Source organism: Morganella morganii (genome assembly GCF_019243775.1).
Classification (GTDB): Bacteria; Pseudomonadota; Gammaproteobacteria; order Enterobacterales; family Enterobacteriaceae; genus Morganella; species Morganella morganii.
The window spans coordinates 2707852-2730957 of sequence record NZ_CP069157.1 but is presented as its reverse complement, the minus strand read 5'-3'; the positions used below and the strand labels follow the sequence as shown (position 1 = coordinate 2730957).

At 52.1% G+C, this 23106-nt stretch carries 22 protein-coding genes and 6 tRNA genes; 8 read left to right on the top strand and 20 right to left on the bottom strand.

Annotation, left to right across the window (positions count from 1 at the left end; genetic code table 11):
* Nucleotides 1-34: 34 nt before the first annotated feature.
* The 5 genes from lnt to miaB all read right to left on the bottom strand — a co-directional run bounded on the left by lnt (nt 35) and on the right by miaB (nt 5580).
* The gene (lnt, locus tag JL661_RS13200; protein ID WP_004235611.1) at nt 35-1588 is read right to left on the bottom strand and encodes an apolipoprotein N-acyltransferase; all 1554 of its coding nucleotides are present in this window, start codon (nt 1586-1588) and stop codon (nt 35-37) included.
* Nucleotides 1585-2475: a CNNM family magnesium/cobalt transport protein CorC gene (gene corC / locus JL661_RS13195; RefSeq protein ID WP_004235612.1), complete on the bottom strand. Its 891-nt coding sequence runs from the start codon at nt 2473-2475 to the stop codon at nt 1585-1587. Before corC ends, lnt begins: the two co-directional genes overlap by 4 nt.
* Before the next feature lie 70 nt (nt 2476-2545).
* The gene (ybeY, locus tag JL661_RS13190; protein WP_004235613.1) at nt 2546-3013 is read right to left on the bottom strand and encodes an rRNA maturation RNase YbeY; all 468 of its coding nucleotides are present in this window, start codon (nt 3011-3013) and stop codon (nt 2546-2548) included.
* Nucleotides 3006-4088 (bottom strand): PhoH family protein, encoded by a 1083-nt coding sequence (locus JL661_RS13185; protein ID WP_062772239.1) that lies wholly within the window; start codon nt 4086-4088, stop codon nt 3006-3008. Before JL661_RS13185 ends, ybeY begins: the two co-directional genes overlap by 8 nt.
* 52 nt (nt 4089-4140) lie before the next feature.
* The gene (gene miaB / locus JL661_RS13180) at nt 4141-5580 is read right to left on the bottom strand and encodes a tRNA (N6-isopentenyl adenosine(37)-C2)-methylthiotransferase MiaB (RefSeq protein ID WP_015422540.1); all 1440 of its coding nucleotides are present in this window, start codon (nt 5578-5580) and stop codon (nt 4141-4143) included.
* A 204-nt stretch (nt 5581-5784) separates the two neighbouring features.
* Between miaB and ubiF the strand changes: the two genes are divergently transcribed.
* The gene (gene ubiF, locus JL661_RS13175) at nt 5785-6966 is read left to right on the top strand and encodes a 3-demethoxyubiquinol 3-hydroxylase (protein ID WP_004235616.1); all 1182 of its coding nucleotides are present in this window, start codon (nt 5785-5787) and stop codon (nt 6964-6966) included.
* A 231-nt stretch (nt 6967-7197) separates the two neighbouring features.
* On the opposite strand, the gene JL661_RS13170 is transcribed toward ubiF, so the two are convergent.
* The 10 genes from JL661_RS13170 to nagB all read right to left on the bottom strand — a co-directional run bounded on the left by JL661_RS13170 (nt 7198) and on the right by nagB (nt 11310).
* Nucleotides 7198-7272 (bottom strand) — tRNA-Gln (locus tag JL661_RS13170).
* A 21-nt stretch (nt 7273-7293) separates the two neighbouring features.
* A tRNA-Met gene (locus JL661_RS13165) sits at nt 7294-7370 on the bottom strand.
* A gap of 37 nt (nt 7371-7407) precedes the next feature.
* A tRNA-Gln gene (locus tag JL661_RS13160) sits at nt 7408-7482 on the bottom strand.
* Between the two features lie 48 nt (nt 7483-7530).
* A tRNA-Gln gene (locus JL661_RS13155) sits at nt 7531-7605 on the bottom strand.
* Between the two features lie 39 nt (nt 7606-7644).
* Nucleotides 7645-7729: transfer RNA gene (locus tag JL661_RS13150), tRNA-Leu, on the bottom strand.
* Between the two features lie 8 nt (nt 7730-7737).
* A tRNA-Met gene (locus JL661_RS13145) sits at nt 7738-7814 on the bottom strand.
* Nucleotides 7792-7989, bottom strand: coding sequence for a hypothetical protein (locus tag JL661_RS13140; RefSeq protein WP_004235617.1), 198 nt, complete (start codon nt 7987-7989; stop codon nt 7792-7794). The genes JL661_RS13145 and JL661_RS13140 overlap by 23 nt, the downstream gene beginning before the upstream one ends.
* A gap of 15 nt (nt 7990-8004) precedes the next feature.
* The gene (gene nagC / locus JL661_RS13135) at nt 8005-9240 is read right to left on the bottom strand and encodes a DNA-binding transcriptional regulator NagC (protein ID WP_004235618.1); all 1236 of its coding nucleotides are present in this window, start codon (nt 9238-9240) and stop codon (nt 8005-8007) included.
* Nucleotides 9241-9253: 13 nt separating this feature from the next.
* On the bottom strand, nt 9254-10417 hold the full coding sequence (gene nagA, locus JL661_RS13130; RefSeq protein ID WP_062772242.1) for an N-acetylglucosamine-6-phosphate deacetylase: 1164 nt from the start codon (nt 10415-10417) through the stop codon (nt 9254-9256).
* 83 nt (nt 10418-10500) lie between these two features.
* Nucleotides 10501-11310, bottom strand: coding sequence for a glucosamine-6-phosphate deaminase (nagB, locus tag JL661_RS13125; protein ID WP_004235620.1), 810 nt, complete (start codon nt 11308-11310; stop codon nt 10501-10503).
* Between the two features lie 428 nt (nt 11311-11738).
* Between nagB and nagE the strand changes: the two genes are divergently transcribed.
* On the top strand, nt 11739-13772 hold the full coding sequence (gene nagE, locus JL661_RS13120; protein ID WP_046024198.1) for an N-acetylglucosamine-specific PTS transporter subunit IIBC: 2034 nt from the start codon (nt 11739-11741) through the stop codon (nt 13770-13772).
* A gap of 175 nt (nt 13773-13947) precedes the next feature.
* The gene (glnS, locus tag JL661_RS13115; RefSeq protein WP_004235622.1) at nt 13948-15615 is read left to right on the top strand and encodes a glutamine--tRNA ligase; all 1668 of its coding nucleotides are present in this window, start codon (nt 13948-13950) and stop codon (nt 15613-15615) included.
* A 132-nt stretch (nt 15616-15747) separates the two neighbouring features.
* On the opposite strand, the gene fur is transcribed toward glnS, so the two are convergent.
* The 3 genes from fur to ybfE form a co-directional block, all read right to left on the bottom strand.
* On the bottom strand, nt 15748-16197 hold the full coding sequence (fur, locus tag JL661_RS13110) for a ferric iron uptake transcriptional regulator (RefSeq protein ID WP_004235623.1): 450 nt from the start codon (nt 16195-16197) through the stop codon (nt 15748-15750).
* Nucleotides 16198-16376: 179 nt separating this feature from the next.
* Nucleotides 16377-16907, bottom strand: a complete 531-nt coding sequence (fldA, locus tag JL661_RS13105) for a flavodoxin FldA (protein ID WP_004235625.1) — start codon at nt 16905-16907, stop codon at nt 16377-16379.
* Between the two features lie 146 nt (nt 16908-17053).
* Complete coding sequence (gene ybfE / locus JL661_RS13100; RefSeq protein ID WP_004235627.1) at nt 17054-17347, bottom strand: LexA regulated protein; 294 nt, start codon at nt 17345-17347, stop codon at nt 17054-17056.
* A gap of 309 nt (nt 17348-17656) precedes the next feature.
* Here ybfE and JL661_RS13095 point away from each other — a divergent pair, with 309 nt between their 5' ends.
* Nucleotides 17657-17911, top strand: a complete 255-nt coding sequence (locus JL661_RS13095) for a hypothetical protein (RefSeq protein WP_004235629.1) — start codon at nt 17657-17659, stop codon at nt 17909-17911.
* A 29-nt stretch (nt 17912-17940) separates the two neighbouring features.
* Here JL661_RS13095 and ybfF read toward each other — a convergent pair whose 3' ends face one another.
* The gene (ybfF, locus tag JL661_RS13090; protein WP_004235630.1) at nt 17941-18720 is read right to left on the bottom strand and encodes an esterase; all 780 of its coding nucleotides are present in this window, start codon (nt 18718-18720) and stop codon (nt 17941-17943) included.
* A 258-nt stretch (nt 18721-18978) separates the two neighbouring features.
* Here ybfF and seqA point away from each other — a divergent pair, with 258 nt between their 5' ends.
* Together seqA and pgm are read left to right on the top strand one after the other, a co-directional pair.
* Nucleotides 18979-19533: a replication initiation negative regulator SeqA gene (gene seqA / locus JL661_RS13085; RefSeq protein WP_024474164.1), complete on the top strand. Its 555-nt coding sequence runs from the start codon at nt 18979-18981 to the stop codon at nt 19531-19533.
* A 47-nt stretch (nt 19534-19580) separates the two neighbouring features.
* Entirely contained in the window at nt 19581-21221 is a 1641-nt protein-coding gene (pgm, locus tag JL661_RS13080; protein WP_062772245.1) for a phosphoglucomutase (alpha-D-glucose-1,6-bisphosphate-dependent), read from the top strand.
* 61 nt (nt 21222-21282) lie between these two features.
* On the opposite strand, the gene JL661_RS13075 is transcribed toward pgm, so the two are convergent.
* Nucleotides 21283-21711: an EamA family transporter gene (locus JL661_RS13075; RefSeq protein WP_004241607.1), complete on the bottom strand. Its 429-nt coding sequence runs from the start codon at nt 21709-21711 to the stop codon at nt 21283-21285.
* A 273-nt stretch (nt 21712-21984) separates the two neighbouring features.
* Here JL661_RS13075 and JL661_RS13070 point away from each other — a divergent pair, with 273 nt between their 5' ends.
* The gene (locus JL661_RS13070) at nt 21985-22197 is read left to right on the top strand and encodes a YbfA family protein (protein WP_015422543.1); all 213 of its coding nucleotides are present in this window, start codon (nt 21985-21987) and stop codon (nt 22195-22197) included.
* Between the two features lie 128 nt (nt 22198-22325).
* On the top strand, nt 22326-23069 hold the full coding sequence (locus JL661_RS13065) for a type 2 GTP cyclohydrolase I (RefSeq protein ID WP_004235636.1): 744 nt from the start codon (nt 22326-22328) through the stop codon (nt 23067-23069).
* Nucleotides 23070-23106: the final 37 nt, after the last annotated feature.

Genomic DNA, 23106 nt, shown 5'->3' with positions numbered 1-23106 from the left:
GGCGGGATTTTTTTATCTGCGGAAACTTTTCGTATCAGCGAAAATGCAGACCGCGTTCTGTGCTCTTTCTGCGTTTTATCAGTGCCAGACCCAGGAAGACAACGGTGGCACCCCAGACCGGCCAGGTGCCCATACGGTAATACGGTGTGAAGCCGGACGCTGAGGTTACAGTGGCACTCAGGGTGGCCTGTGTGAACTGCGGCAACTGAGCGGTGACAGAGCCGTCCGGCGCAATAATAGCGGTAATACCGTTATTGGTGGCACGCAGCAGCGGACGACCCAGCTCCAGCGCACGCATCCGTGCCATCTGGAAATGCTGCCACGGGCCGATGGAGCGGCCGAACCAGGCATCATTGGAGGCAGTCAGCAGCACGCCGGTTTTATCGGTCATATTGCGGCGCACCTGCTCCCCGAGGATCACTTCATAGCAAATCTCGGCGGTGAGTGTCATTTTTCCGGCGGTCAGCGGCGGCTGGATGTAACCCCCGCGGCTGAAAGCAGACATCGGCAGATTAAAGAACGGCGCCAGCGGACGCAGTAAATCTTCCAGCGGCACAAACTCCCCGAACGGCACTAAGTGATGTTTGTAATAGCGGTTTTTATCCCGGCTGTCGTATTCACTTTTATTACCCAGCACAATCAGGGTGTTGTAAACATCGTACTCTTTACCGTCTGCTTTCGGAACTGCATCAACCACACCGGTGATCAGCTGTGCGCCGCTGAGTGTCAGCAGGCCGTTGAGCTGATCCAGAAACGCAGACTGACTGGCGGCAAAATCCGGAATAGCGGATTCCGGCCAGATAATCAGGGTATCAGGCCGGAAGTAGGGGCGGCTCTCTTTGAGATAGATACCCAGCGTTTTATCCAGCATACCCTGTTCCCATTTCAGGGACTGGGCGATATTTCCCTGAACCAGCGCGACCTGAGTCGGGTCGTTGTTCATCTGATACCACTGGTAGTTGCGGGCGAGCCACGGCGCGAACAGCAGTACCAGCGCCGGGATCAGCGGACGGATACGGCGCTGTGAGAGTGAAAGAGCAATCAGCCCGCTTATCACCATCAGCAGGAAGGTGATGGCATTCACACCCAGGATTGGCGCCAGTGCACGCATCGGGCCGTCAATCTGGGTATAGCCGAATTCCAGCCACGGGAAGCCGGTCAGCACCCAGCCGCGTAAAAATTCAGTGAGCTGCCAGAGTGCCGGGGCGGCAATCACCAGACGCCAGACTGTGGCGTGCGGGAAGCATTTGGCCAGCAGGCCGGCAAACAGCATCGGATAGAGCGCCAGATAGGCAGCCAGCAGGACAACAAGGAACAGGTTGGCAATTTCCGGCATACCACCGAAATCCGCGATACTGACATACACCCAGTTTACGCCGCTGCCGAATAAACCCAGCCCCCAGGCGAAACCGATAGCACAGGCCTGTTTACCTGTCCGGTTGAGAGTCAGCAGCAGCAGGGCGGCCAGTGCGGGCAGTGAGAAATACCAGAGATCAAAAGGCGAAAAGGCCAGCGTTCCGCCGGCCCCGAAAATCAGTGCCAGCAGCAGACGCGGCCACTGGCGTAAACCATGAGGTGATTTTATCATGTCAGATTATCTTCATCTAAAGACGGGATTGGAGCATCGTCCGGAATCTTAACATGTAACTGGATAATTTTACGACTGTCTGCCATCGCAACTTTGAACTGGTAGTTGTCAATCTCAATGGTTTCACCACGGGTCGGCAGATGGCCGAAGGCCTGCATCACCAGCCCGCCGACGGTATCGACCTCTTCATCACTGAAGCGGGTGCCGAATGCGTCGTTAAAATCTTCTATCTGGGTGAGGGCGCGGACAGAATAAGAATGCAGACTGAGCTGACGGATATCCACGTCATCCTCATCATCGTATTCATCCTCAATTTCGCCGACAATTAACTCCAGAATATCCTCGATAGTGACAAGTCCGGAGACTCCGCCGAATTCATCGATCACAATCGCCATATGATAGCGCTGGGAGCGGAACTCCTTAAGCAGACGGTCAACACGCTTACTTTCCGGCACAACAACCGCCTGGCGCAGCACTTTATCAATACTGAATTCTTCGGAATCACTGCGCATAAACGGCAGCAAATCTTTTGCCATCAGCAGGCCTTCAATGTGATCTTTGTCTTCACTGATCACCGGAAAGCGGGAGTGGGCAGAATCAATAATGACATCCAGGCACTCGTCGAGTGTCTGATTGCGCTTGAGAGTCACAATTTGTGAACGCGGGATCATGATATCGCGGACACGCTGATCAGAAATATCCATTACCCCTTCGAGCATGTCGCGGGTGTCAGGATCGATCAGTGCATTTTGTTCGGAATCACGGATGACCTCAACGAGGTCTTCACGGCTTTTGGGCTCGCCGTGGAACAGTTGCTGGCGCAGCAGAGAAAAGAAACCCTTTTTCTGGTTCGGTGTATCACTACCCGATGGATGGTCGTCGCTCATGGCGGTTTTTTTACATTCCCCGATTTAATGAAAGATGCCGTATTATGTAGCATAAAAACGGCATCGCTGACTACGCTTTTTCTGTGATATACGGATCAGAATAGCCTAATTTTTTTAAGATTTCCGTTTCCAGGCCTTCCATCTCTTCTGCTTCATCGTCTTCGATGTGGTCATAACCCAGCAGATGCAGGCAGCCGTGGATGACCATATGCGCCCAGTGTTCTTCTTCGGTTTTTTCCTGTTCGGCGGCTTCGCGCTCCACCACCTGACGGCAGATAATCAAATCCCCCAGCAGCGGCAGTTCAATTTCCGGCGGCACTTCAAACGGGAAGGAGAGCACGTTGGTCGGTTTATCCATGCCGCGGTAAGTCAGGTTCAGCTCGTGGCTTTCCGCTTCATCCACCAGGCGGATGGTAACTTCACTCTCTTCCTGAAACATCGGCAGCACGCCGTCAATCCAGCGCTGAAACTGAGCTTCAGAGGGCAGGTTGTCTGTGTTTTCACAGGCGATTTGTAAATCAAGAACCGGATTACTCATGAGATTGTTCCTGCTGCGCCTGCGCGCGTTCGGCATCACGCTGCTGTTTCAGCATCTGTTTGCGTTTCTGTTCTGCGGCTTCCCACGCTTCATAGGCAATAACCACTTTTGCCACGATAGGATGACGCACCACGTCTTCACTGTGGAAGAAGTTAAAGCTCAGTTCCGGTACATCCGCCAGCACTTCAATGGCGTGACGCAGACCGGATTTATTGCCGTTCGGCAGGTCAATCTGGGTGATATCCCCGGTGATAACCGCTTTGGAGTTAAAGCCGATACGGGTCAGGAACATTTTCATCTGTTCGATGGTGGTGTTCTGGCTTTCATCGAGAATAATAAAGGCATCGTTCAGGGTCCGGCCGCGCATATAGGCCAGCGGCGCGACTTCAATCACGTTGCGCTCAATCAGCTTTTCCACTTTCTCAAAGCCGAGCATTTCAAACAGCGCATCGTACAGCGGGCGCAGATACGGATCGACTTTCTGGCTGAGATCTCCGGGCAGGAAGCCGAGTTTTTCACCGGCCTCAACGGCAGGACGAGTCAGCAGGATGCGGCGGATTTCCTGACGCTCAAGAGCATCCACAGCTGCGGCGACCGCCAGATAGGTTTTCCCGGTTCCGGCAGGGCCGATACCGAAGGTGATATCGTGGTCGAGAATATGGGCGATATACTGTGCCTGGTTTGGCGTACGTGGTTTAACCACACCGCGTTTGGTTTTGATATTGACGGATTTGCCGTAGTCCGGCACATGTTCGTCACTCTGTTCCAGTACACGGCTTTCTGCCACGGCCAGGTGAACCTGCTCCGGGTCGATATCGTGGATCACACCGCGCACCGGGGCAGTTTCCACATAGAGCTGGCGCAGGATAGCCGCAGCGGCTTTGACGCAGTGCGGTTTGCCGGTCAGCCGGAAGCGGTTGTCGCGGCGGCTGATTTCGGTGCCGAGACGGCGCTCAAGCAGTTTGATGTTATCATCGAAGGGACCGCAGAGGCTTTGCAGACGCTGATTTTCGGCGGGTTCGAGGAAAATTTCCTGTGTTGCTACCTGTGAAGGTGATATATAGGTCTCTGTCACTGAATCTCTCTGTGTATTCTCACGCGCAGGTCATTCTGCGCGTGATCGTTAGTTAGTGTACGGATGGCTGATAGATGCCGACACCCAGTTCGTCTTCTTTACGGGTGCGGGCAATCACGGATTCCGGGGTTTCGTGAACACGCAGGTTCATCTGATCTTCTGTCCGGATCACGCGGCCGCGCAGTGAGTTGGTATAGACATCGGTAATTTCGACATCCACAAATTTGCCGATCATGTCCGGGGTGCCTTCAAAGTTCACCACGCGGTTGTTTTCGGTGCGTCCGGATAATTCCATGACGTCTTTACGGGACGGGCCTTCCACCAGGATACGCTGTGTGGTGCCGAGCATCTGGCGGCTGTAGCTCATCGCCTGCTGGTTAATCCGCTGCTGTAACAGGTACAGACGCTGTTTTTTCTCTTCTTCGGTCACGTCATCCGGCAGATCAGCCGCCGGGGTACCCGGACGCGGGGAGTAGATGAAACTGAAGCTCATATCGAAATTCACGTCTGCAATAAGCTGCATGGTTTTTTCGAAGTCGTCATTAGTTTCTCCAGGGAAGCCGACGATAAAGTCAGAGCTTATCAGGATATCCGGACGTGCTTTGCGCAGTTTGCGGATGATGGATTTGTATTCCAGCGCGGTATGGGCGCGTTTCATCTGGGTCAGAATACGGTCTGAGCCGCTCTGTACCGGCAGATGCAGGAAGCTGACCAGTTCCGGGGTATCTTCATACACAGCGATAATATCATCCGTGAATTCAATCGGATGGCTGGTGGTAAAGCGGATGCGGTCGATACCGTCAATGGCGGCCACCAGACGGATCAGTTCGGCAAAACTGCAGATACTGCCGTCAAACGCCGGGCCACGGTAAGCATTCACGTTCTGACCCAGCAGGTTCACTTCACGCACGCCCTGAGCGGCTAACTGTGCGATTTCAAACAGCACATCATCACACGGACGGCTGACTTCTTCACCACGGGTGTAAGGCACCACGCAGAAGGTGCAGTATTTATTACAGCCTTCCATGATAGAAACAAAGGCGGACGGGCCTTCGGCGCGCGGTTCCGGCAGGCGGTCAAATTTTTCGATTTCCGGGAAGCTGATGTCCACAATCGGGCTGCGGTCGCCTCTGAGTTTGTTGATCATCTCCGGCAGGCGGTGCAGTGTCTGCGGGCCGAAGACAATGTCCACAGCCGGGGCGCGGCGGCGGATAAAATCTCCTTCCTGGGAGGCCACACAGCCTCCGACACCGATAATAATGTCCGGATTCACATCCTTGAGGTTTTTCCAGCGGCCGAGCTGGTGGAACACTTTTTCCTGCGCTTTCTCACGGATAGAACAGGTATTAAGCAGGAGAATATCGGCTTCATCGGCATTGTCTGTTAAAGTATAGCCGTGGGTGCTTTCCAGCAGGTCAGCCATTTTGGATGAATCGTACTCATTCATCTGACAGCCCCAGGTTTTTATGTACAGTTTTTTACTCGTCGACATTTTCTCAATCCGCTGTTTTCAGTGAAACAATACCCGCAACACTGAAAAGCATTGTGTGTATTCAATCAGGTTTTGATGTAACCAATGGTCGATATTGTAGTCATTTGACACACCAGTGACCAGACCCGGCAGCACGGATCTTCACCTTTCCCGGTGAATTTACGGCAATTGAACAAAAAATCAACGTATTAGAATAGGTATGTCATGGATAACCCGTTAACACATTCTGAAGTCACCGTTATCGGCGGGGGAATGATTGGTGCCGCCACAGCCCTGGGACTGGCTCAGGCCGGTTTTGGTGTCACTGTGGCTGAGTTACAGGCACCGGCACCGTTCGATGCTCAGAGCCGCCCTGACGTGCGGATTTCCGCCATCAGCCGCGCGTCAGCTGAGTTACTGGAGAGTCTCGGGGTATGGGAGCGTGTCCGTGCCATGCGTTGTGTGCCGTACCGCACTCTGGAAACTTATGAGGAACCAGGGTCGGAAGTAACCTTTACCGCAGAGAGCCTGGGGTTACCTGAGCTGGGGTATATGGTGGAAAACCCGGTACTGCAGCGGGCATTGTGGGAGATGATCACCGCTCATGAGCTGATCACCTGTCTGTGCCCGGCACGGTTGCAGAGTATGACAAAGCAATCCGGTGAATGGTTGCTTACATTTGATAACGGCGACGTAATCAGTTCCCGTCTGGTTATCGGCGCGGACGGTGCGAAATCACAGGTCAGAACGCTGGCCGGTATCGGCAGCCGCGGCTGGCAGTATCGTCAGTCCTGTATGTTGATCACCGTTGATACCGGACGTGAGCAGCAGGATATCACCTGGCAGCAGTTTTTCCCGTCCGGCCCGCGTGCGTTTCTGCCGCTGTTTGATTCTTATGCCTCGCTGGTCTGGTATGACTCACCAGCGCGGATCCGCCAGCTCAGTAAACTGCCGCTGCCGCAACTGCAGGCGGAAATCCGCGCATCATTCCCTGAGCGTCTCGGAGATGTCACGCCGCTGGCCTGCGGCTCTTTCCCGCTGGTGCGGCATCATGCCGCCTGTTATGTACAGGACGGTCTGGCGCTGATCGGCGATGCGGCGCATACCATCAATCCGCTGGCCGGACAGGGGGTAAACCTCGGTTACCGTGATGCGGATACCCTGCTGAATACCCTGATTTCGGCGCGGGAGTGCTGTGAGGACTGGGGCAGTGAATCTGTTCTCAGACGTTATGAGCGCCGCCGCCGTCCCGATAATCTGCTGATGCAGGCCGGGATGGATGCGTTTTATCTCACTTTCAGTAATACCCTGCCGGGATTACAGCCGTTGCGTAACCTGGCACTGACGGTGGCACAACGTGCAACACCGCTGAAAAAACTGGCACTGAAATATGCGCTGGGAGTCTGATTACGGATTCAGGCAGGGCAGGTGATTCTCTTCTGCTTCCGGGGATGGCGGACAGCAGGCAAAAACGAAAAGCCGCTGTAAACACATCCGTGTGCGCTCAGGCGCGTCATCCCTGACGCGCATGCTTTTCGTTGATTTTGCCTGCTGTCGCGCGTTGCACATTGAGTACAATGAAATATTTATCCGGATTCAGAAAAGCAAAAAGCCCGTCAGAGACGGGCTTTCAGAATTTGGCTGGGGTACCAGGATTCGAACCTGGGAATGCTGGAATCAGAATCCAGTGCCTTACCGCTTGGCGATACCCCAAAAGATAGTGGCTGCAAAAGATGGTGGCTACGACGGGATTCGAACCTGTGACCCCAACATTATGAGTGTTGTGCTCTAACCAACTGAGCTACGTAGCCATCTTTTACTGCTTTAACAAAGCCGTTTTTCAGAATATGGCTGGGGTACCTGGATTCGAACCAGGGCATGCCAGGATCAAAACCTGGTGCCTTACCGCTTGGCGATACCCCACCTGAAAAACGAGGCTTATCATACTTCATTTTTCCACTCAGTGGAAGATGGCTGGGGTACCAGGATTCGAACCTGGGAATGCCAGGATCAAAACCTGGTGCCTTACCGCTTGGCGATACCCCATCCGGAAATATAATAAACAACAACGAATGTCACGAGAAATGGTGCGGGAGGCGAGACTTGAACTCGCACACCTTGCGGCGCCAGAACCTAAATCTGGTGCGTCTACCAATTTCGCCACTCCCGCAAAAAAGATGGTGGCTACGACGGGATTCGAACCTGTGACCCCAACATTATGAGTGTTGTGCTCTAACCAACTGAGCTACGTAGCCATCTTTTTTTTGCGTGACCTTCATCGGCGTTGCGGGGCGCATTATGCGGATTACAGCCAAAAGCGTCAACTGCTTTTTGCAGATATTTTGATGAAATCCGTTTGTTTGCCTGCATAATAATCACTTTGAAGATAAACAGTACAAAAAACAGGATAAAATCACGGAGTTGACGCATTTATCCGGTGGCGGATTATTCCGCCGTATCCGGTTTATTTTCCAGAACATGCAGCAGCAGTTCACCGTACAGCATCGCCCGTTTTATCAGGGCAAATGCCCCGATAGCGGAGTTCGGCGGCAGCTGTGAAATCACCACCGGCAGATCCTCGCGGAAATTTTTCAGCGACTGCGTATTTATGCAGCTTTGCAGAGCAGGGAGCAGCACATTTTCAGCGGCAGTTATCTCACCGGCAATCACCACTTTTTGCGGGTTAAACAGGTTTATTGTGATGGCAATGGCTTTTCCGAGGGAATTACCGACCTGTTTTATCACTTCTGCCGCGAGAGCATCCCCCCGGTTAGCGGCACGGCAGATGGCGCGGATGGAGCAGTTATCCGGCGTCAGTTCACTCTCAAATCCCTGAGCCAGCTGGTGTTTTACCCGGGTTTCAATGGCGGCATCCGACGCGACTGTTTCCAGACAGCCGAAGTTTCCGCAGTGGCAGCGTTCGCCGAGCGGATCTATCTGAATATGGCCGATTTCGCCGAGATTACCACGCCGGTTCAGCAGGATCTGATTGTTGATAATGATCCCCGCCCCGGCCCCCCGGTGAATACGCACCAGCAGGGAATCCGCGCAATCGCGCGTGGCGCCGAAATAGTGTTCGGCCAGCGCGAGGCTGCGGATATCATGGCCGGCATAGCACGGCAGTTTAAAATGGTGATGAAGATTTTCAGTCAGCGGCCAGTCACTGACAGTAATGTGAGGCATATAGCGCACAATACCGCGATCCGGATCGACCAGTCCGGGCAGTATCACCGCAATAGCGATAAGCTCGCGGATGCGGCGCTGGTGCGTCTGTCTGAAGTTGTCGATCAGCGCAATGAGTTTAGCTTCCGCATCTGCCTGAGAAGTGGCTTCCAGGGGACAGGTCTCTTCTTCGAGCGCCCGTCCGCTGAGATCAAACAGTGCGATAGTGGCATCATGGCGGCCGAGACGCACGCCGATAGTCTGGAAGGCGCGGTGCTCGGAAATAATGGAGATAGCGCGGCGTCCGCCGGTGGATGCCTGCTGATCCACCTCTTTTATCAGGCCGCGCTCAAGAAGCTGACGGGTAATTTTGGTCACGCTGGCGGGTGCCAGCTGACTTTGTTCGGCAATCTGAATGCGTGAAATCGGGCCGGAACGGTCTATCAGGCGGTAAACCACCGCCCCGTTCAGCTGTTTGACTAAATCAATATTACCTATCTGCGGAATTCCGTTACCCATCGGCGTCTTTTACTCATGATGTATGGACCACATTCCCGTTAACGATTGTCATACAGACAGAAAAATCAGCGGTGAAGGCGGTCAGGTTGGCAATACTGCCGGATTTAATACTTCCCAGTCTGTCCTGAACACCAATTGCCCGTGCCGGATAGAGTGTGGCCATGCGCAGGGTTTCATCCAGCGGAATACCGACATGCTGAACACAGTTTGCCACTGCGCGGATCATGGTGAGTGAGGAACCACTCAGTGTGCCGTTTTCGTCCACACATAAACCATCACGATAATATATCGTTTTGCCGGCAAAGATAAAATGATCCAGCCCGCTGGTTTTCGGATCAAGCCCCGCCGGGGCGGTGGCATCGGTGACCAGGATCAGCTTGTCGCGCTTGAGGGCTTTACTGTTGCGGATGTTAGGCCAGGAAACATGCAGGCCGTCAGCAATAATTCCGGCATATATTTCTGAGGTATCATAAATCGCGCCAATCAGTCCCGGCTGGCGGCCGGAAATGTACGGCATGGCATTAAACAGGTGTGTGGAGAGGGTGATACCGTTTTCAAACCCGGCACGGGACTCTTCATAACTCGCATTGGAGTGCCCGGAGGAGACCACAATTCCGGCATCCGTCAGTTTGCGGATAACAGAGGGTTCCACCATTTCCGGCGCCAGGGTGAGTTTGGTTATCACATCTGCGTTATCACACAGGAAATCAATCATCGCGGCATCCGGTTTGCGGATATAGTCCGGATTGTGTGTGCCTTTTTTCACCGGGTTGATGTAAGGCCCTTCCAGATGCAGTCCCAGCGCCTGATTTTTATGGTTTTTCAGATAATCACGCATGGTGCTGACACTCAGTTTCATCAGCGAATCAGGGCTGGTGATCAGTGTCGGCAGGAAGCTGGTGCAGCCGGTGCGTTCGTTGGCTTTCTGCATAATATCCAGGGTGCGGACAGTGATATCGTCCTCATTGTCATTAAACTGTACGCCGCCGCAGCCGTTGACCTGCAAATCAATAAATCCCGGGGAGAGAATGGCACCGCCCAGATCCCGGGTGTCAATTCCGTCCGGTAACTCACTGACCGGACACACGCTGTGGATTAATTCGCCGTCAATAATGACCGCGTGGTTTTCCAGACGATCGTGACCGGTATAAATAATGGCATTGGTTAATGCGTACATAACGCCTCCTGGGGGAGAGAATACTTATTTAAAGATAAGACAACACAACAAAAACCGCCCGGATAAAGGGCGGTCAGCAGCGGTTATTCAGCAGCAAATTGTTCGATAATGTCAGATTCAAGGTGACAGAAATACTTCAGGGTTTTCACTTTCAGCTCAAGTGTGGCCGGTTCATCACACACCACAATGGCTTTCGGGTGGATCTGCACACAGGTAATCGTCCACATATGATTCACCGAGCCTTCAACCGCCTGCTGTACCGCCATCGCCTTGTTATGGCCGGTGGCGAGGATCAGCAGTTCTTTGGCATCCATCAGTGTGCCGACACCTACAGTGAGCGCATATTTCGGCACTTTATTGATGTCATTATCAAAGAAACGGGAGTTGGCGATACGGGTTTCCGGTGTCAGCGTTTTGACACGGGTGCGTGAAGTCAGTGATGAGCCCGGTTCGTTAAAGGCAATGTGACCGTCATTACCGACGCCGCCCATAAACAGCTGCACGCCGCCGTAAGCTTTCATCTTCGCTTCGTAGCGTTCACATTCCGCATCGGTATCCGGGGCATTACCATTGAGCAGGTTGATGTTTTCTGCCGGGATATCAATGTGATTAAAGAAATTCTCATGCATAAATGAGTGATAGCTCTGCGGATGGGATTCCGGCAGGCCGATATACTCATCCATATTAAAAGTCACCACATGACGGAAACTGACTTTTCCGGCCTGATGCAGGGCGATCAGCGCCTTGTAGGTGGCCAGCGGGGTGCCGCCGGTCGGCAGTCCCAGAACAAACGGTCGTTCTGCCGTCGGGCGGAACGCATTGATTTTGTCAGCGATGTACTGTGCGGACCACTGACCGACATCCTGCGCTTTCGCAAGAGGGATTAAACGCATATCGATTCTACCTCGTTAAGTTATACCGGGTTATCGGCCCGGTATCTGCTGTGCTGTCTCAGGAAGATCCTTCCTGTCTCATCTATAGCATGAATACCCGGAATTTATTAGTCACGGGAGAGAATACAGCCGCCGGAAAAGATATTTTTTATCTTAAAATAAGTTTTGTGTGACTGCCAGCATTTTAACCAGCCGGTGACGAATATTGGTGACAATAATCACAAATCACAGCTATTTAATTTGCGAAGCGAAATAAACTTTTTAGACTGATACGTATAGTTGGCAGTAAAATAAGTGTTACGCAATCCGGTGAGTGATCAGACCGGTTGTTACAAATTCAGTTGTACACAATAAGGCAGCCAATCATGGCTGTGATAATAATGCTGTAAAACAAAAAGGCCGTTCGTCAGGGCGGCAAGGGGGAGTGAGTGGGTATACTGAACTATCTGCAGCGGATTGGCCGGGCACTGATGGTGCCTGTCGCCACATTGCCGGCTGCGGCAATTCTGATGGGGGTCGGCTACTGGATCGACCCGACGGGCTGGGGTGCGGACAACGTGGTTGCCGCGTTCCTGATTAAATCCGGTGCGGCTATCATTGATAACATGTCAATGCTGTTTGCTATCGGTATCGCTTACGGGATGTCAAAAGACAAAGACGGTGCGGCAGCACTGACCGGTTTTGTCAGCTTTATGGTGGTGACCACTCTGTGTTCCACCGCGACGGTCGGTATGATTCAGGGGATCCCTCCGGAAGCCGTTCCGGCGGCGTTCGGTAAGATCAACAACCAGTTTATCGGTATTCTGGTCGGTGTTATTTCCGCCGAACTGTATAACCGTTACAGCGGTGTTGAGCTGCCGATGGCATTGTCATTCTTCAGTGGCCGCCGTCTGGTACCTATCCTGGCATCATTCGTGATGATCCTGGTGGCTGCGGTGCTGATGTATGTCTGGCCGGTCATTTATGATGCACTGGTTTCCTTCGGTAAGAGCATTAAAGACCTGGGCGCGTGGGGCGCGGGGATTTACGGCTTCTTTAACCGTCTGTTAATTCCTGTCGGTCTGCACCACGCACTGAACTCCGTGTTCTGGTTCAACGTGGCGGATATCAACGATATTCCTAACTTCCTGGCCGGTCAGCAATCCATTGATGCCGGTACGGCGATTCCGGGTATCACAGGGCGCTATCAGGCCGGTTTCTTCCCGATCATGATGTTTGGTATCCCGGGTGCCGCGCTGGCGATTTATCACTGCGCCAAACCGGAAAACAAAGCAAAAGTTGCCGGTATTATGATCGCCGGTGCATTTGCCGCGTTCTTCACCGGTATCACCGAGCCGATTGAATTCTCCTTTATGTTTGTGGCACCGGTGCTGTATGTCATCCACGCCTTCCTGACCGGTATCTCCCTGTTTATCGCTGCAACCATGCAGTGGATTTCCGGTTTCGGCTTCAGTGCGGGGCTGGTGGATATGGCGTTGTCTTCACGCAACCCGCTGGCAACCAACTGGTATATGCTGATCCTGCAGGGCCTGGTCTTCTTCGCGCTGTACTATGTGGTATTCCGCTTTGTTATCACCAAATTCAACCTGTTAACCCCGGGCCGTGAAGCGGCGATGGCAACCAACGATACCGTTGATGGTTACAGTGAGAATGTCAGCACTGATAACAAAAAAGATGAGAAAAAATCCATCAGCAGCGAAGCACGTCAGTATATCGCGGCTATCGGCGGGTCAGATAACCTGACCGGTATTGATGCCTGTATCACCCGTCTGCGTCTGACTGTAAAAGACTCCGCGCAGGTCAATGATGCTTATGCGAAACAAATCGGTGCTTCCGGCGTTATCCGTCTGAATAAAGAGAGTGTGCAGGTGATTGTCGGCACCCGTGCCGAGCTGATCGCCAACGCAATGCGTGATGTGCTGAAAGAAGGCCCGGTTGCGGCAGCTCAGGCTGCGGCGGCGGCTCCGGAAGCTGTGAAAGCCAAAGCACAGGGCAATGGTAACGTGGTACTGACGCTGGTGGCACCATTCGACGGTGAAGTGGTTGATTTATCCGCTGTACCGGATGAAGCATTTGCCGGCCGTGTTGTCGGCGACGGTATTGCCATCAAACCGGAAAGTGACACCGTATATGCCCCGGCGGCAGGTACTGTGGTGAAAATTTTCGATACCAACCATGCATTCTGCCTGGAAACCGATAATGGTGCGGAAATTATTGTCCACATGGGTATTGATACCGTGAATCTGAACGGTAACGGTTTTACCCGCCTGATTGAAGAAGGCGCACAGGTTGCTGCCGGTGATGCGGTGCTGAAACTGGATCTGGCGTATCTGAACGAACATGCCAAATCCATGATAAGCCCGGTAATCATCAGTAATATCGATGATTATGATCGCGTGGAGATTGTTGCCAAAGGTCTGGTTAAGGCAAACGAATCTGAGCTGTATCATGTCATTAAATAAGTGATTGCGGTTATGATAATAACGGGAGGCAGCTGCTTCCCGTTTTTTTTATCTGTTTTTTGCGCGAAGGCATCTGCCCGGCTGATATTTCTGTGCTCAGGTGGTTGTATATGAGCGCATCATATCGGATGATAAGAGGTTATTAACGCGCATATTGCATTGAGGAATTATGACAATGAACGAGGCTGATGCCCGCCCGACAAACTTTATTCGTCAGATTATTGACGAAGACCTGGCTTCCGGAAAACATACCACGGTTCACACGCGCTTCCCGCCTGAGCCGAACGGTTACCTGCATATTGGTCATGCGAAATCAATCTGCCTGAATTTCGGCATTGCACAAGACTATCAGGGGCAATGCAATCTGCGTTTTGATGACACCAACCCGGTTAAAGAAGACGTGGAATACGTTAATTCCATTGAAAACGATGTCAAATGGCTCGGTTTTCAGTGGAGCGGCAAAGTATGCTACTCCTCCGACTATTTCGACACGCTGTACAACTACGCCGTTGAGCTGATCAACAAAGGCCTGGCGTATGTCTGCGAATTAAGTCCGGAAGAGATCCGTGAATACCGCGGCACCTTAAAAGAGCCGGGCCGGAACAGCCCGTACCGCGACCGTACTCCGGAAGAGAACCTCGCGCTGTTTGAAAAAATGCGTGACGGCGGCTTTGAGGAAGGTAAAGCGTGTCTGCGTGCCAAAATCGATATGGCATCCTCCTTTATGGTGATGCGTGATCCGGTCATTTACCGTATTAAGTTTGCGACTCACCATCAGTCCGGTGACAAATGGTGCATCTACCCGATGTACGATTTCACCCACTGTATTTCTGATGCGCTGGAAGGGATCACCCATTCACTCTGTACACTGGAATTCCAGGACAACCGCCGCCTGTATGACTGGGTGCTGGATAACATCACTATTGACTGCCATCCGCGTCAGTATGAGTTCTCCCGCCTGAATCTTGAATACACTGTGATGTCCAAGCGGAAACTGAATCAGCTGGTAACAGAGAAATTTGTTGAAGGCTGGGATGACCCGCGCATGCTGACCATTTCCGGTCTGCGCCGCCGTGGTTATACCGCTGCCTCTATCCGCGAGTTCTGCCGCCGTATCGGTGTCACCAAACAGGACAACAACGTCGAAATGGCGGCACTGGAATCCTGTATCCGTGATGACCTGAACGAAAGCGCACCACGCGCCATGGCTGTTATTGATCCGGTGAAAGTCGTGATTGAAAACATGCCGGAAGGTGATGTGATGGTCACCATGCCGAATCATCCGAACAAACCGGAGATGGGCAGCCGCGAAGTGCCGTTCAGCCGTGAAATCTGGATTGATCGCGCAGACTTCCGTGAAGAAGCGAACAAACAGTACAAGCGTCTGGTGCTGAATAAAGAAGTGCGCCTGCGTAATGCGTTTGTGATTAAAGCAGAGCGTGCGGAAAAAGACAGCGAAGGCAATATCACCACTATCTACTGCACCTATGATCCGGAAACCCTGAATAAAGATCCGGCTGACGGACGTAAAGTGAAGGGCGTTATCCACTGGGTCAGCGTGAAGCACGCGGTACCGGCGGAAATCCGTCTGTATGACCGTCTGTTCAGTGTACCGAACCCGGGCGCAGAAGATGATTTCCTGTCGACGCTTAACCCGGATTCTCTGGTGATCCGTCAGGGTTTTGTGGAGCCGTCACTGGTTGCCGCTGACAGCAGCAAGCCGTATCAGTTTGAGCGTGAGGGGTATTTCTGTGCTGATGCCAAATTATCCTCAGCGGATAAATTAGTCTTTAACCGGACTGTCGGCCTGCGTGATACCTGGGCGAAAATTGAGAGTAAATAACAGATAACACAGTGTTATTAATATAAAAAAGCCGTTCGCAGGAACGGCTTTTTTTGTGTGCATGTGTTCTGAAAAACGGCAACAAAAAAGGCGCGATACGCGCCTTTCATACAAAATGGTTAACGGCGAGAATTATTTTTTCTCGTCGTGGATACCTTCATCAGAACGGCAGTCACCATCCGCACAGTGGCCGTACAGGTACAGGCTGTGGTTGGTGAGTTTAATACCGTGGCGTTCCGCGATATTTTTCTGACGTGATTCAATGGATTCATCACTGAACTCAATCACTTTACCGCAATCCAGGCAGATCAGGTGATCGTGGTGGTGTTGCTGGGTCAGTTCGAAAACGGATTTGCCGCCCTCAAAGTTATGACGGGTGACAATACCGGCGTCATCAAACTGGTTCAGAACGCGGTAGACAGTTGCGAGTCCAATCTCTTCACCGATATCGATCAGTTTTTTGTAGAGATCTTCCGCACTGACGTGATGGCACTCCGGATCCTGCAACACTTCCAGAATCTTCAGGCGGGGAAGTGTGACTTTCAGTCCTGCATTTTTCAATGCTTTATTGTTATCGGTCATGCGGATTTAGTCCTATATTGTCGCTGGTGAGCGCACATTCGGGAAAACGCTCAACGGCTGAACACAATGTCCGGCTATCAAAAGGTGTCAGGTGCGATTCGCCTGACCGATGCCGGACCGGATAAATAATATCATTACATAAATAAGCAGAATTATCATTCGCAATTTAAGGGAAAACCTTAAATTGCCAGAATCTCGTCAAGACTCATTTCTTCGCGGATCTGCTCAACCCATTTTGCCACGCGTTCGTTAGTCAGCTCCGGCTGGCGATCTTCATCAATAGCCAGGCCGATAAAGTGACTGTCGTCCGCCAGGCCTTTTGACTCTTCAAAGTGGTAGCCTTCTGTCGGCCAGTGGCCCACAATGGTCGCGCCGCGCGGTTCAATGATGTCACGGATGGTGCCCATGGCGTCACAGAAATACTCTGCGTAATCCTCCTGGTCACCACAACCGAAGATAGCCACAATTTTACCGTTAAAATCAATTTCTTCCAGTGTCGGGAAAAAATCATCCCAGTCACACTGTGCTTCGCCGTAATACCAGGTCGGGATACCCAGCAGTAAGAAATCAAACCCTTCGATGTCCTCTTTGCTGCACTTGGCAACATCCCGGACTTCAGCAACATCATCGCCGAGTAATTTCTGAATCATTTTAGCGATATTTTCTGTGTTACCGGTGTCACTACCAAAAAATATACCTGCGATTGCCATAAATAAGCCTCTCAACCGAAAATCTCTGTGCCTGCAAAAGGACGCCGCAGCGACAACAAGCAGAAATTATAACTATTTCATCTTCATAAATACCATTCTGACGAAAACAGTATTTGAAGTCTGTCAAATTTGTGTGGTGTGTCGTCTCACAATTTGGTGCATAAATCAGAACGCTGAAGGTAATCAAGCAGAATTTGCTCGATAAGTTCGCCCCGGTTCACGTTTTCTTCGTATGCCAGCTGGTTCAGGGCATCGACAATATCCGCATTCAGTTTGAGCTCAACGCGGCGTAATCCGTTAACTTTGTCACGCCGCAGCTGATTGCGTTTGTTAATCCGCAACTGCTCATCACGGGAGAGCGGGTTTGTTTTCGGTCGTCCGGGCCGGCGTTCGTCAGCGAACAAATCCAGCGTGGTACGATCCGTTTGTTCTTTGGCCATAATTTTACTACGAAAAGGCGGATTACAATGATAAACGCGCAATGATACACCGCCATCCCGCTTACCGCCACCGCTTCGCGGCCTGTTACCGCGGATTTCGTGCAGATTGATTAACATCGCACCGTCTGCCCGCCTGTGCGGCAGCCCTGCAGGACGGGTGATGGGTTTCGTCAATGAATTAAATATTGCAATTATCGTTATGAATATATTAGAAAAAAAAGAGTATTCAGCTCAGGATAACGGAGTGTTTTTGCGGGCAGGCATTACGTAGTATGTATTTTCAGCAAGGGAATAACAGAGGACGCGCACATGGATCGTATCTCAGAATCTGCGGAATTATCGCGGATGTCGCACAAAAAGTATCACTACGGCTGCAAAGTAAAGCAGATGCTGACGGTGTTTATCCGTCCGCTTCAGTATTTGTGTCTGATTTTATCCGGCTGCTGCCTGCTGGATATCTGTTTTGATCTGCCGGGGCAGGATGTCAGACATCAGGTGCGTTCTGTTGTGGCCTGGTGGCAGGAGAGTGACGATGACAGTCTGATACTGAGTTTCCGTCAGTGAATGATGCCGCCGTGACGGCGGCACTACTGTCAGGCTTTATCCAGGAAACGGCTGATGGCGCGCAGAACCGCGTCCGGTTTTTCAGCGTGTACCCAGTGGCCGCATCCGGCAATCACATGGGCGGTTGCCTGCGGGAACTGCGCCATAATGGCGTCGCGGTATTCCGGTTTCACATACGATGAATTACCGCCCGGGATAAGCAGCAGCGGAACCTGTTGCGGCGGCAGGGTTTCCCAGCCGATGATGGATTCATACTGTGCTTTGATAACCGGCAGATTGAATTTCCATTCTCCCTGCTTAAAGGATTTCAGCAGGAACGGAATAACGCCATCCTCACGGATGCGGCGCGCCATAATTGCGGTGGCCTCAGTGCGTGTGGTGACACCGGCGGCAGTAACATCTTCCAGTGCCGCGATAATCTCATCATGACGACGTACACCGTAAGCGACGGGAGCCATATCAATAACAATCAGTTTTTCAGTAACATCCGGAGCCAGTGCAGCCAGCGCCATGGCGATTTTTCCGCCCATGGAATGGCCAATCACTATTACTTTTTCAATGTTCAGGGAGCGGATAAGATCAAGTACATCCTGCGCCATTTCCCGGTAAGTCATGGTTTGTGCGCGCGGTGAATCGCCGTGGTTACGGACATCAATCTGTACCACGGTATGCGTTTTCCGCAGTTCACGGCCAAGCACCCCGAGGTTATGCAGATCCCCGAACAGACCGTGGATCAGAACAATGGGTGTGGTGTGATGTGATATTTCAGGCGTGAATATTTCATGATGAAGTAATGCAGGTAATTTCATATTAACAACCGATCCGCAGAGCAAAACAGGCGGATATGATGACACGGCAGCCCCCGGAAACCAACATGTTAAGTAAATGTTTCTGTGATTGATTGTGCGTCCGGAAACGATAACTTACTGATTTATTTTTTAAATGCCGTACGGGGCAAACTGCGGGGGTTTTTAGTTTAAGTTATTGAAATTTTACTTGTTTTGTTTTGCATTTTTCTATCTTATAATAACGTGTTCCGCGTTAACGAATAAAAGAACCGGGTAGAAATGAAAACAATCGATGTAGATGAAGAACTTTACAGTTATATTGCCAGCCACACACAGCACATTGGTGAAAGTGCATCGGAAATTTTGCGCCGTATGCTCAATTTAGGGCCGCAGGCTCCGGGTACCACCTGCGCACCTGTTGCAACTGACAGCGCGGATAACAAAACTCCGCCGGTTACCCCGCGTCCGGTAAAAGCCACTTCTCAGGATCCGGTCCGCGTCATGCGCGAACTGCTGCTGTCCGACAGCTATGCAGAGAAAAAGAAAACGATCGACCGTTTTATGCTGGTGTTATCCGCACTGTATAATATTGATCCGCAAGGGTTCAGCAAAAGTACTGATGAACTCCACGGCCGCACCCGTGTCTATTTTGCCGGTGATGAGCACACGCTGCTGGCCAGCGGTAAAACCAGCAAGCCGCGCCACATTCCGGGCACGCCGTTCTGGGTTATCACCAACACCAATACTCAGCGCAAGCAGAGCATGGTAGAACAGATTATGCAGGGAATGGGCTTCCCGGCAAATACTGTCGAGAAAGTCTGCAATACCCTGTAAGGGGTATTTATCTGCCGGTGACGGCATAATCAGGGGAGAATGACACAGTGGCTCATACGCACCCGCGGGCTGGTCAGCCTGCGCAACAATCCGATTTAATCAATGTGGCGCAGCTAACCTCTCAGTATTATACCCTTGCACCTGATGCGGCGGATCCGGCACAGCAGGTCAAATTCGGGACTTCCGGCCACCGCGGCAGTGCGGCGCGCGGCAGTTTCAATGAAGCACATATTCTGGCGGTCACTCAGGCAATCGCCGAAATCCGTCAGCAGCAGGGTATTACCGGCCCGTGCTATGTGGGCAAAGACACCCACGCCCTCTCTGAAGCGGCATTTCAGACGGTGTTATCCGTACTGGCAGCAAATGGTGTCCGCGTTATTATTCAGGAAAATAATGGTTTCACCCCGACCCCGGCGGTGTCTCATGCCATCCTGACCTACAACCGCGACCATGCTGATAAAGCCGACGGTATTGTGATCACCCCGTCGCACAACCCGCCGGAAGATGGCGGTATCAAATATAACCCGCCGACCGGCGGCCCGGCAGACACTGACCTCACCTCTGTTATCGAAAAGCGTGCCAACGTGCTGCTGGCCGGTAATATGGCGCAGGTGAAACAGATGCCGGTGTGTGATGCCCTGCGCAGCCCGCTGGTCAGCGCGGTGAATCTGATTGAGCCGTATGTCAGCTCGCTCAGTGACGTGATCAACATGGATGCTATCCGTAACGCGAAACTCAAAATCGGCGTGGATCCGCTGGGCGGTGCCGGGATTGAGTACTGGAAACGCATCCGTGATTTCTATGAGCTGGATATTGAGCTGGTCAATGAGCAGGTGGATCAGACATTCCGCTTTATGCCGCTGGATCACGACGGGGTTATCCGTATGGATTGCTCCTCAAAATGGGCGATGGCTGGTCTGCTCAGCATGCGTGACCGCTTCTCGCTGGCCTTCGCCAATGACCCGGATTACGACCGCCACGGGATTGTGACACCGAAAGGGCTGATGAATCCGAACCATTATCTGGCGGTGGCGATTAACTATTTATTTCAGCACCGTCCGGACTGGCCGGCCTCTGTCGGTGTCGGCAAAACCCTGGTATCCAGTGCGATGATTGATCGCGTGGTTGCCGATTTGCAGCGTGATCTGGTGGAAGTCCCGGTCGGGTTCAAGTGGTTTGTGGACGGGCTGTATAACGGCACACTGGGCTTCGGCGGGGAAGAGAGCGCGGGGGCTTCGTTCCTGCGCTTTGACGGTACACCGTGGTCAACCGATAAAGACGGTATTATCCTCTGCCTGCTGGCAGCGGAGCTGACCGCCGTGACCGGCAAAAACCCGCAGCAGCATTATGATGAGCTGGCGGAAAAATTCGGTTCACCGTGCTACAGCCGGATCCAGGCAGCGGCCAGTCACGCGGAGAAATCCCGGCTGTCAAAACTGTCTCCGGAAATGGTTACTGCAGATACCCTGGCCGGTGATCCGATCACCGCCCGCCTGACAGCCGCGCCGGGTAACGGTGCGTCGATCGGCGGCCTGAAAATCATGAGTGAGCAGGGGTGGTTTGCCGCGCGTCCTTCCGGTACGGAAGATGCCTATAAAATCTACTGTGAAAGTTTCCGGGGTCCGGAACATCTGGTACAGATAGAAAAAGAAGCGATTGAAATAGTCAACCAGGTGATTGCGGACTGACGCATTCCCCGGAAAAGCAGCGCGGAGCGGATCTTCCCTCCGCGTTTTTTTTTTGCCTGTCTCAGCCCAGCGCGACCATCAGCGCACCAACGGTGATCAGCGCAACGCCACCGGCTGCAATCAGGGAAATTTTCTCACCGAACAGGATCACGGCAAAAATAACGGCAAAGACCACACTCAGTTTATCAATCGGGGCAACCTGTGAAACCTGACCGTTTTTTATTGCCATAAAATAGAACAGCCAGGAAAGTGCTCCGGCAATTCCGCTCAGAGCGATAAAGAACAGGGCTTTACGGTTTTCGATTATCTCACTGATAAGATTAAATTTTCCCTGAACCACCACCACGCCGACCAGAAACAGCGCCATAATCACGGCACGGATCGCGGTTGCGGTATTGGCATCCAGATGCTGCAACCCCATTTTCCCGAAGACAGCAACCATTGCGGCGCTGATAGCAGACAGCAGGGCATAGATCAGCCAGGCGCTCATAATAAATAATTCCCATTATCAATTAGTGATGTGAATATCATAAGGTATTTTCATCAGCGTGGTAGCTTAATTTTAAATAATAAAATTGTTAATGAAATGATAAAAATAACAATTATGTAATTTAATTACTTAAAAGGGGCATTTTGTGCGTATCATACCGGCGTCAAGTGGTCAGATGAGTGGTAAATTTTCACCAGCCGGGTTAATATGAAAGAGAAATACATTCGGTGATTATTGCTGTTCTGCGATAATCCGTTATTAAGGAGGGTCTCAATGTCAACATTTCAGGTATATCCGTTGCATAAGGTTCTCTTGCGCCGTACCGGTGCAGTATCTTTAGGTATCCTGGCGTTCCCGTTTATGCTGTTCTACCGGGATCGCGCCCGCTTCTGGAGCTATCTGTACCGTGTGTGGTCCAAGACAAGCGATAAACCGGTCTGGCTGGCACGTTCAGAAAATGCGGTAAGCAGTACCCAGCAGCACTGATACCGGCATCCGGAAAGCAAAAGAGACGCCCGGCGATGTTATCGCGGGGGCGTTTTTTTATGTCTGCAAATTGCTATTGGCGGGCAGGGAAGGTATGGTAAATCTATCCGCACGGACAGGAAAAATGTATGAATCATATTGAATTAGAACAGATTATTAATGAAAAGCTGGCAGTACAGGATTTTCAGGATTATGCCCCGAACGGTCTGCAGGTTGAAGGACGTGAACAGGTTCAGCGCGTGGTGACCGGCGTGACCGCCTGTCAGGCATTACTGGATGAAGCGGTGAGACTGAATGCGGACGCGGTGCTGGTGCATCACGGCTATTTCTGGAAAAACGAGCCGGTCAGTATCCGGGGCATGAAGCAGCGCCGGATCAAAACACTGCTGTGTAACGATATGAATTTATACGGTTATCATCTGCCGCTGGATGCCCATCCGGAACTGGGAAATAACGCGAAACTGGCGCAACTGATGGGGGTCACGGTCACCGGACAGGTTGATCCGCTGCTTCCGTGCGGTGAGTTCGCGCAACCGGTCAGCGGCGAGGAACTGGTGCAGCGTTTACAGCAGGGGCTGGATAGGGAGATTCTGCATTGCGGGGATAACGCGCCTGCTCAGATTAAAAAACTGGGCTGGTGTACCGGCGGCGGTCAGAGTTTTATTCAGGCAGCCGCAGATGCGGGGCTTGACGGCTTTGTGACCGGCGAGGTATCAGAGCAGACAATCCATATCGCCCGTGAATGCGGGATGCACTTCTTTGCCGCCGGTCACCATGCCACCGAGCGCGGCGGGATCCGTGCTCTGGGTGAATGGCTGCAGAAAACGCACGGGCTGGATGTGATTTTTGTGGATATCCCGAACCCGGCATAACGGGTAACAGGAAAAGCCGGTCAGAAGACCGGCTTTT

Coding starts and splice junctions, on each gene's coding strand:
- lnt (WP_004235611.1), bottom strand. CDS start 1,588: ATGATAAAATCACCTCATGGTTTACGCCAGTGGCCGCGTCTGCTGCTG.
- corC (WP_004235612.1), bottom strand. CDS start 2,475: ATGAGCGACGACCATCCATCGGGTAGTGATACACCGAACCAGAAAAAG.
- ybeY (WP_004235613.1), bottom strand. CDS start 3,013: ATGAGTAATCCGGTTCTTGATTTACAAATCGCCTGTGAAAACACAGAC.
- miaB (WP_015422540.1), bottom strand. CDS start 5,580: ATGTCGACGAGTAAAAAACTGTACATAAAAACCTGGGGCTGTCAGATG.
- ubiF (WP_004235616.1), top strand. CDS start 5,785: ATGGATAACCCGTTAACACATTCTGAAGTCACCGTTATCGGCGGGGGA.
- JL661_RS13140 (WP_004235617.1), bottom strand. CDS start 7,989: ATGCGTCAACTCCGTGATTTTATCCTGTTTTTTGTACTGTTTATCTTC.
- nagC (WP_004235618.1), bottom strand. CDS start 9,240: ATGGGTAACGGAATTCCGCAGATAGGTAATATTGATTTAGTCAAACAG.
- nagA (WP_062772242.1), bottom strand. CDS start 10,417: ATGTACGCATTAACCAATGCCATTATTTATACCGGTCACGATCGTCTG.
- nagB (WP_004235620.1), bottom strand. CDS start 11,310: ATGCGTTTAATCCCTCTTGCGAAAGCGCAGGATGTCGGTCAGTGGTCC.
- glnS (WP_004235622.1), top strand. CDS start 13,948: ATGAACGAGGCTGATGCCCGCCCGACAAACTTTATTCGTCAGATTATT.
- fur (WP_004235623.1), bottom strand. CDS start 16,197: ATGACCGATAACAATAAAGCATTGAAAAATGCAGGACTGAAAGTCACA.
- fldA (WP_004235625.1), bottom strand. CDS start 16,907: ATGGCAATCGCAGGTATATTTTTTGGTAGTGACACCGGTAACACAGAA.
- ybfE (WP_004235627.1), bottom strand. CDS start 17,347: ATGGCCAAAGAACAAACGGATCGTACCACGCTGGATTTGTTCGCTGAC.
- JL661_RS13095 (WP_004235629.1), top strand. CDS start 17,657: ATGGATCGTATCTCAGAATCTGCGGAATTATCGCGGATGTCGCACAAA.
- ybfF (WP_004235630.1), bottom strand. CDS start 18,720: ATGAAATTACCTGCATTACTTCATCATGAAATATTCACGCCTGAAATA.
- seqA (WP_024474164.1), top strand. CDS start 18,979: ATGAAAACAATCGATGTAGATGAAGAACTTTACAGTTATATTGCCAGC.
- JL661_RS13075 (WP_004241607.1), bottom strand. CDS start 21,711: ATGAGCGCCTGGCTGATCTATGCCCTGCTGTCTGCTATCAGCGCCGCA.
- JL661_RS13070 (WP_015422543.1), top strand. CDS start 21,985: ATGTCAACATTTCAGGTATATCCGTTGCATAAGGTTCTCTTGCGCCGT.
- JL661_RS13065 (WP_004235636.1), top strand. CDS start 22,326: ATGAATCATATTGAATTAGAACAGATTATTAATGAAAAGCTGGCAGTA.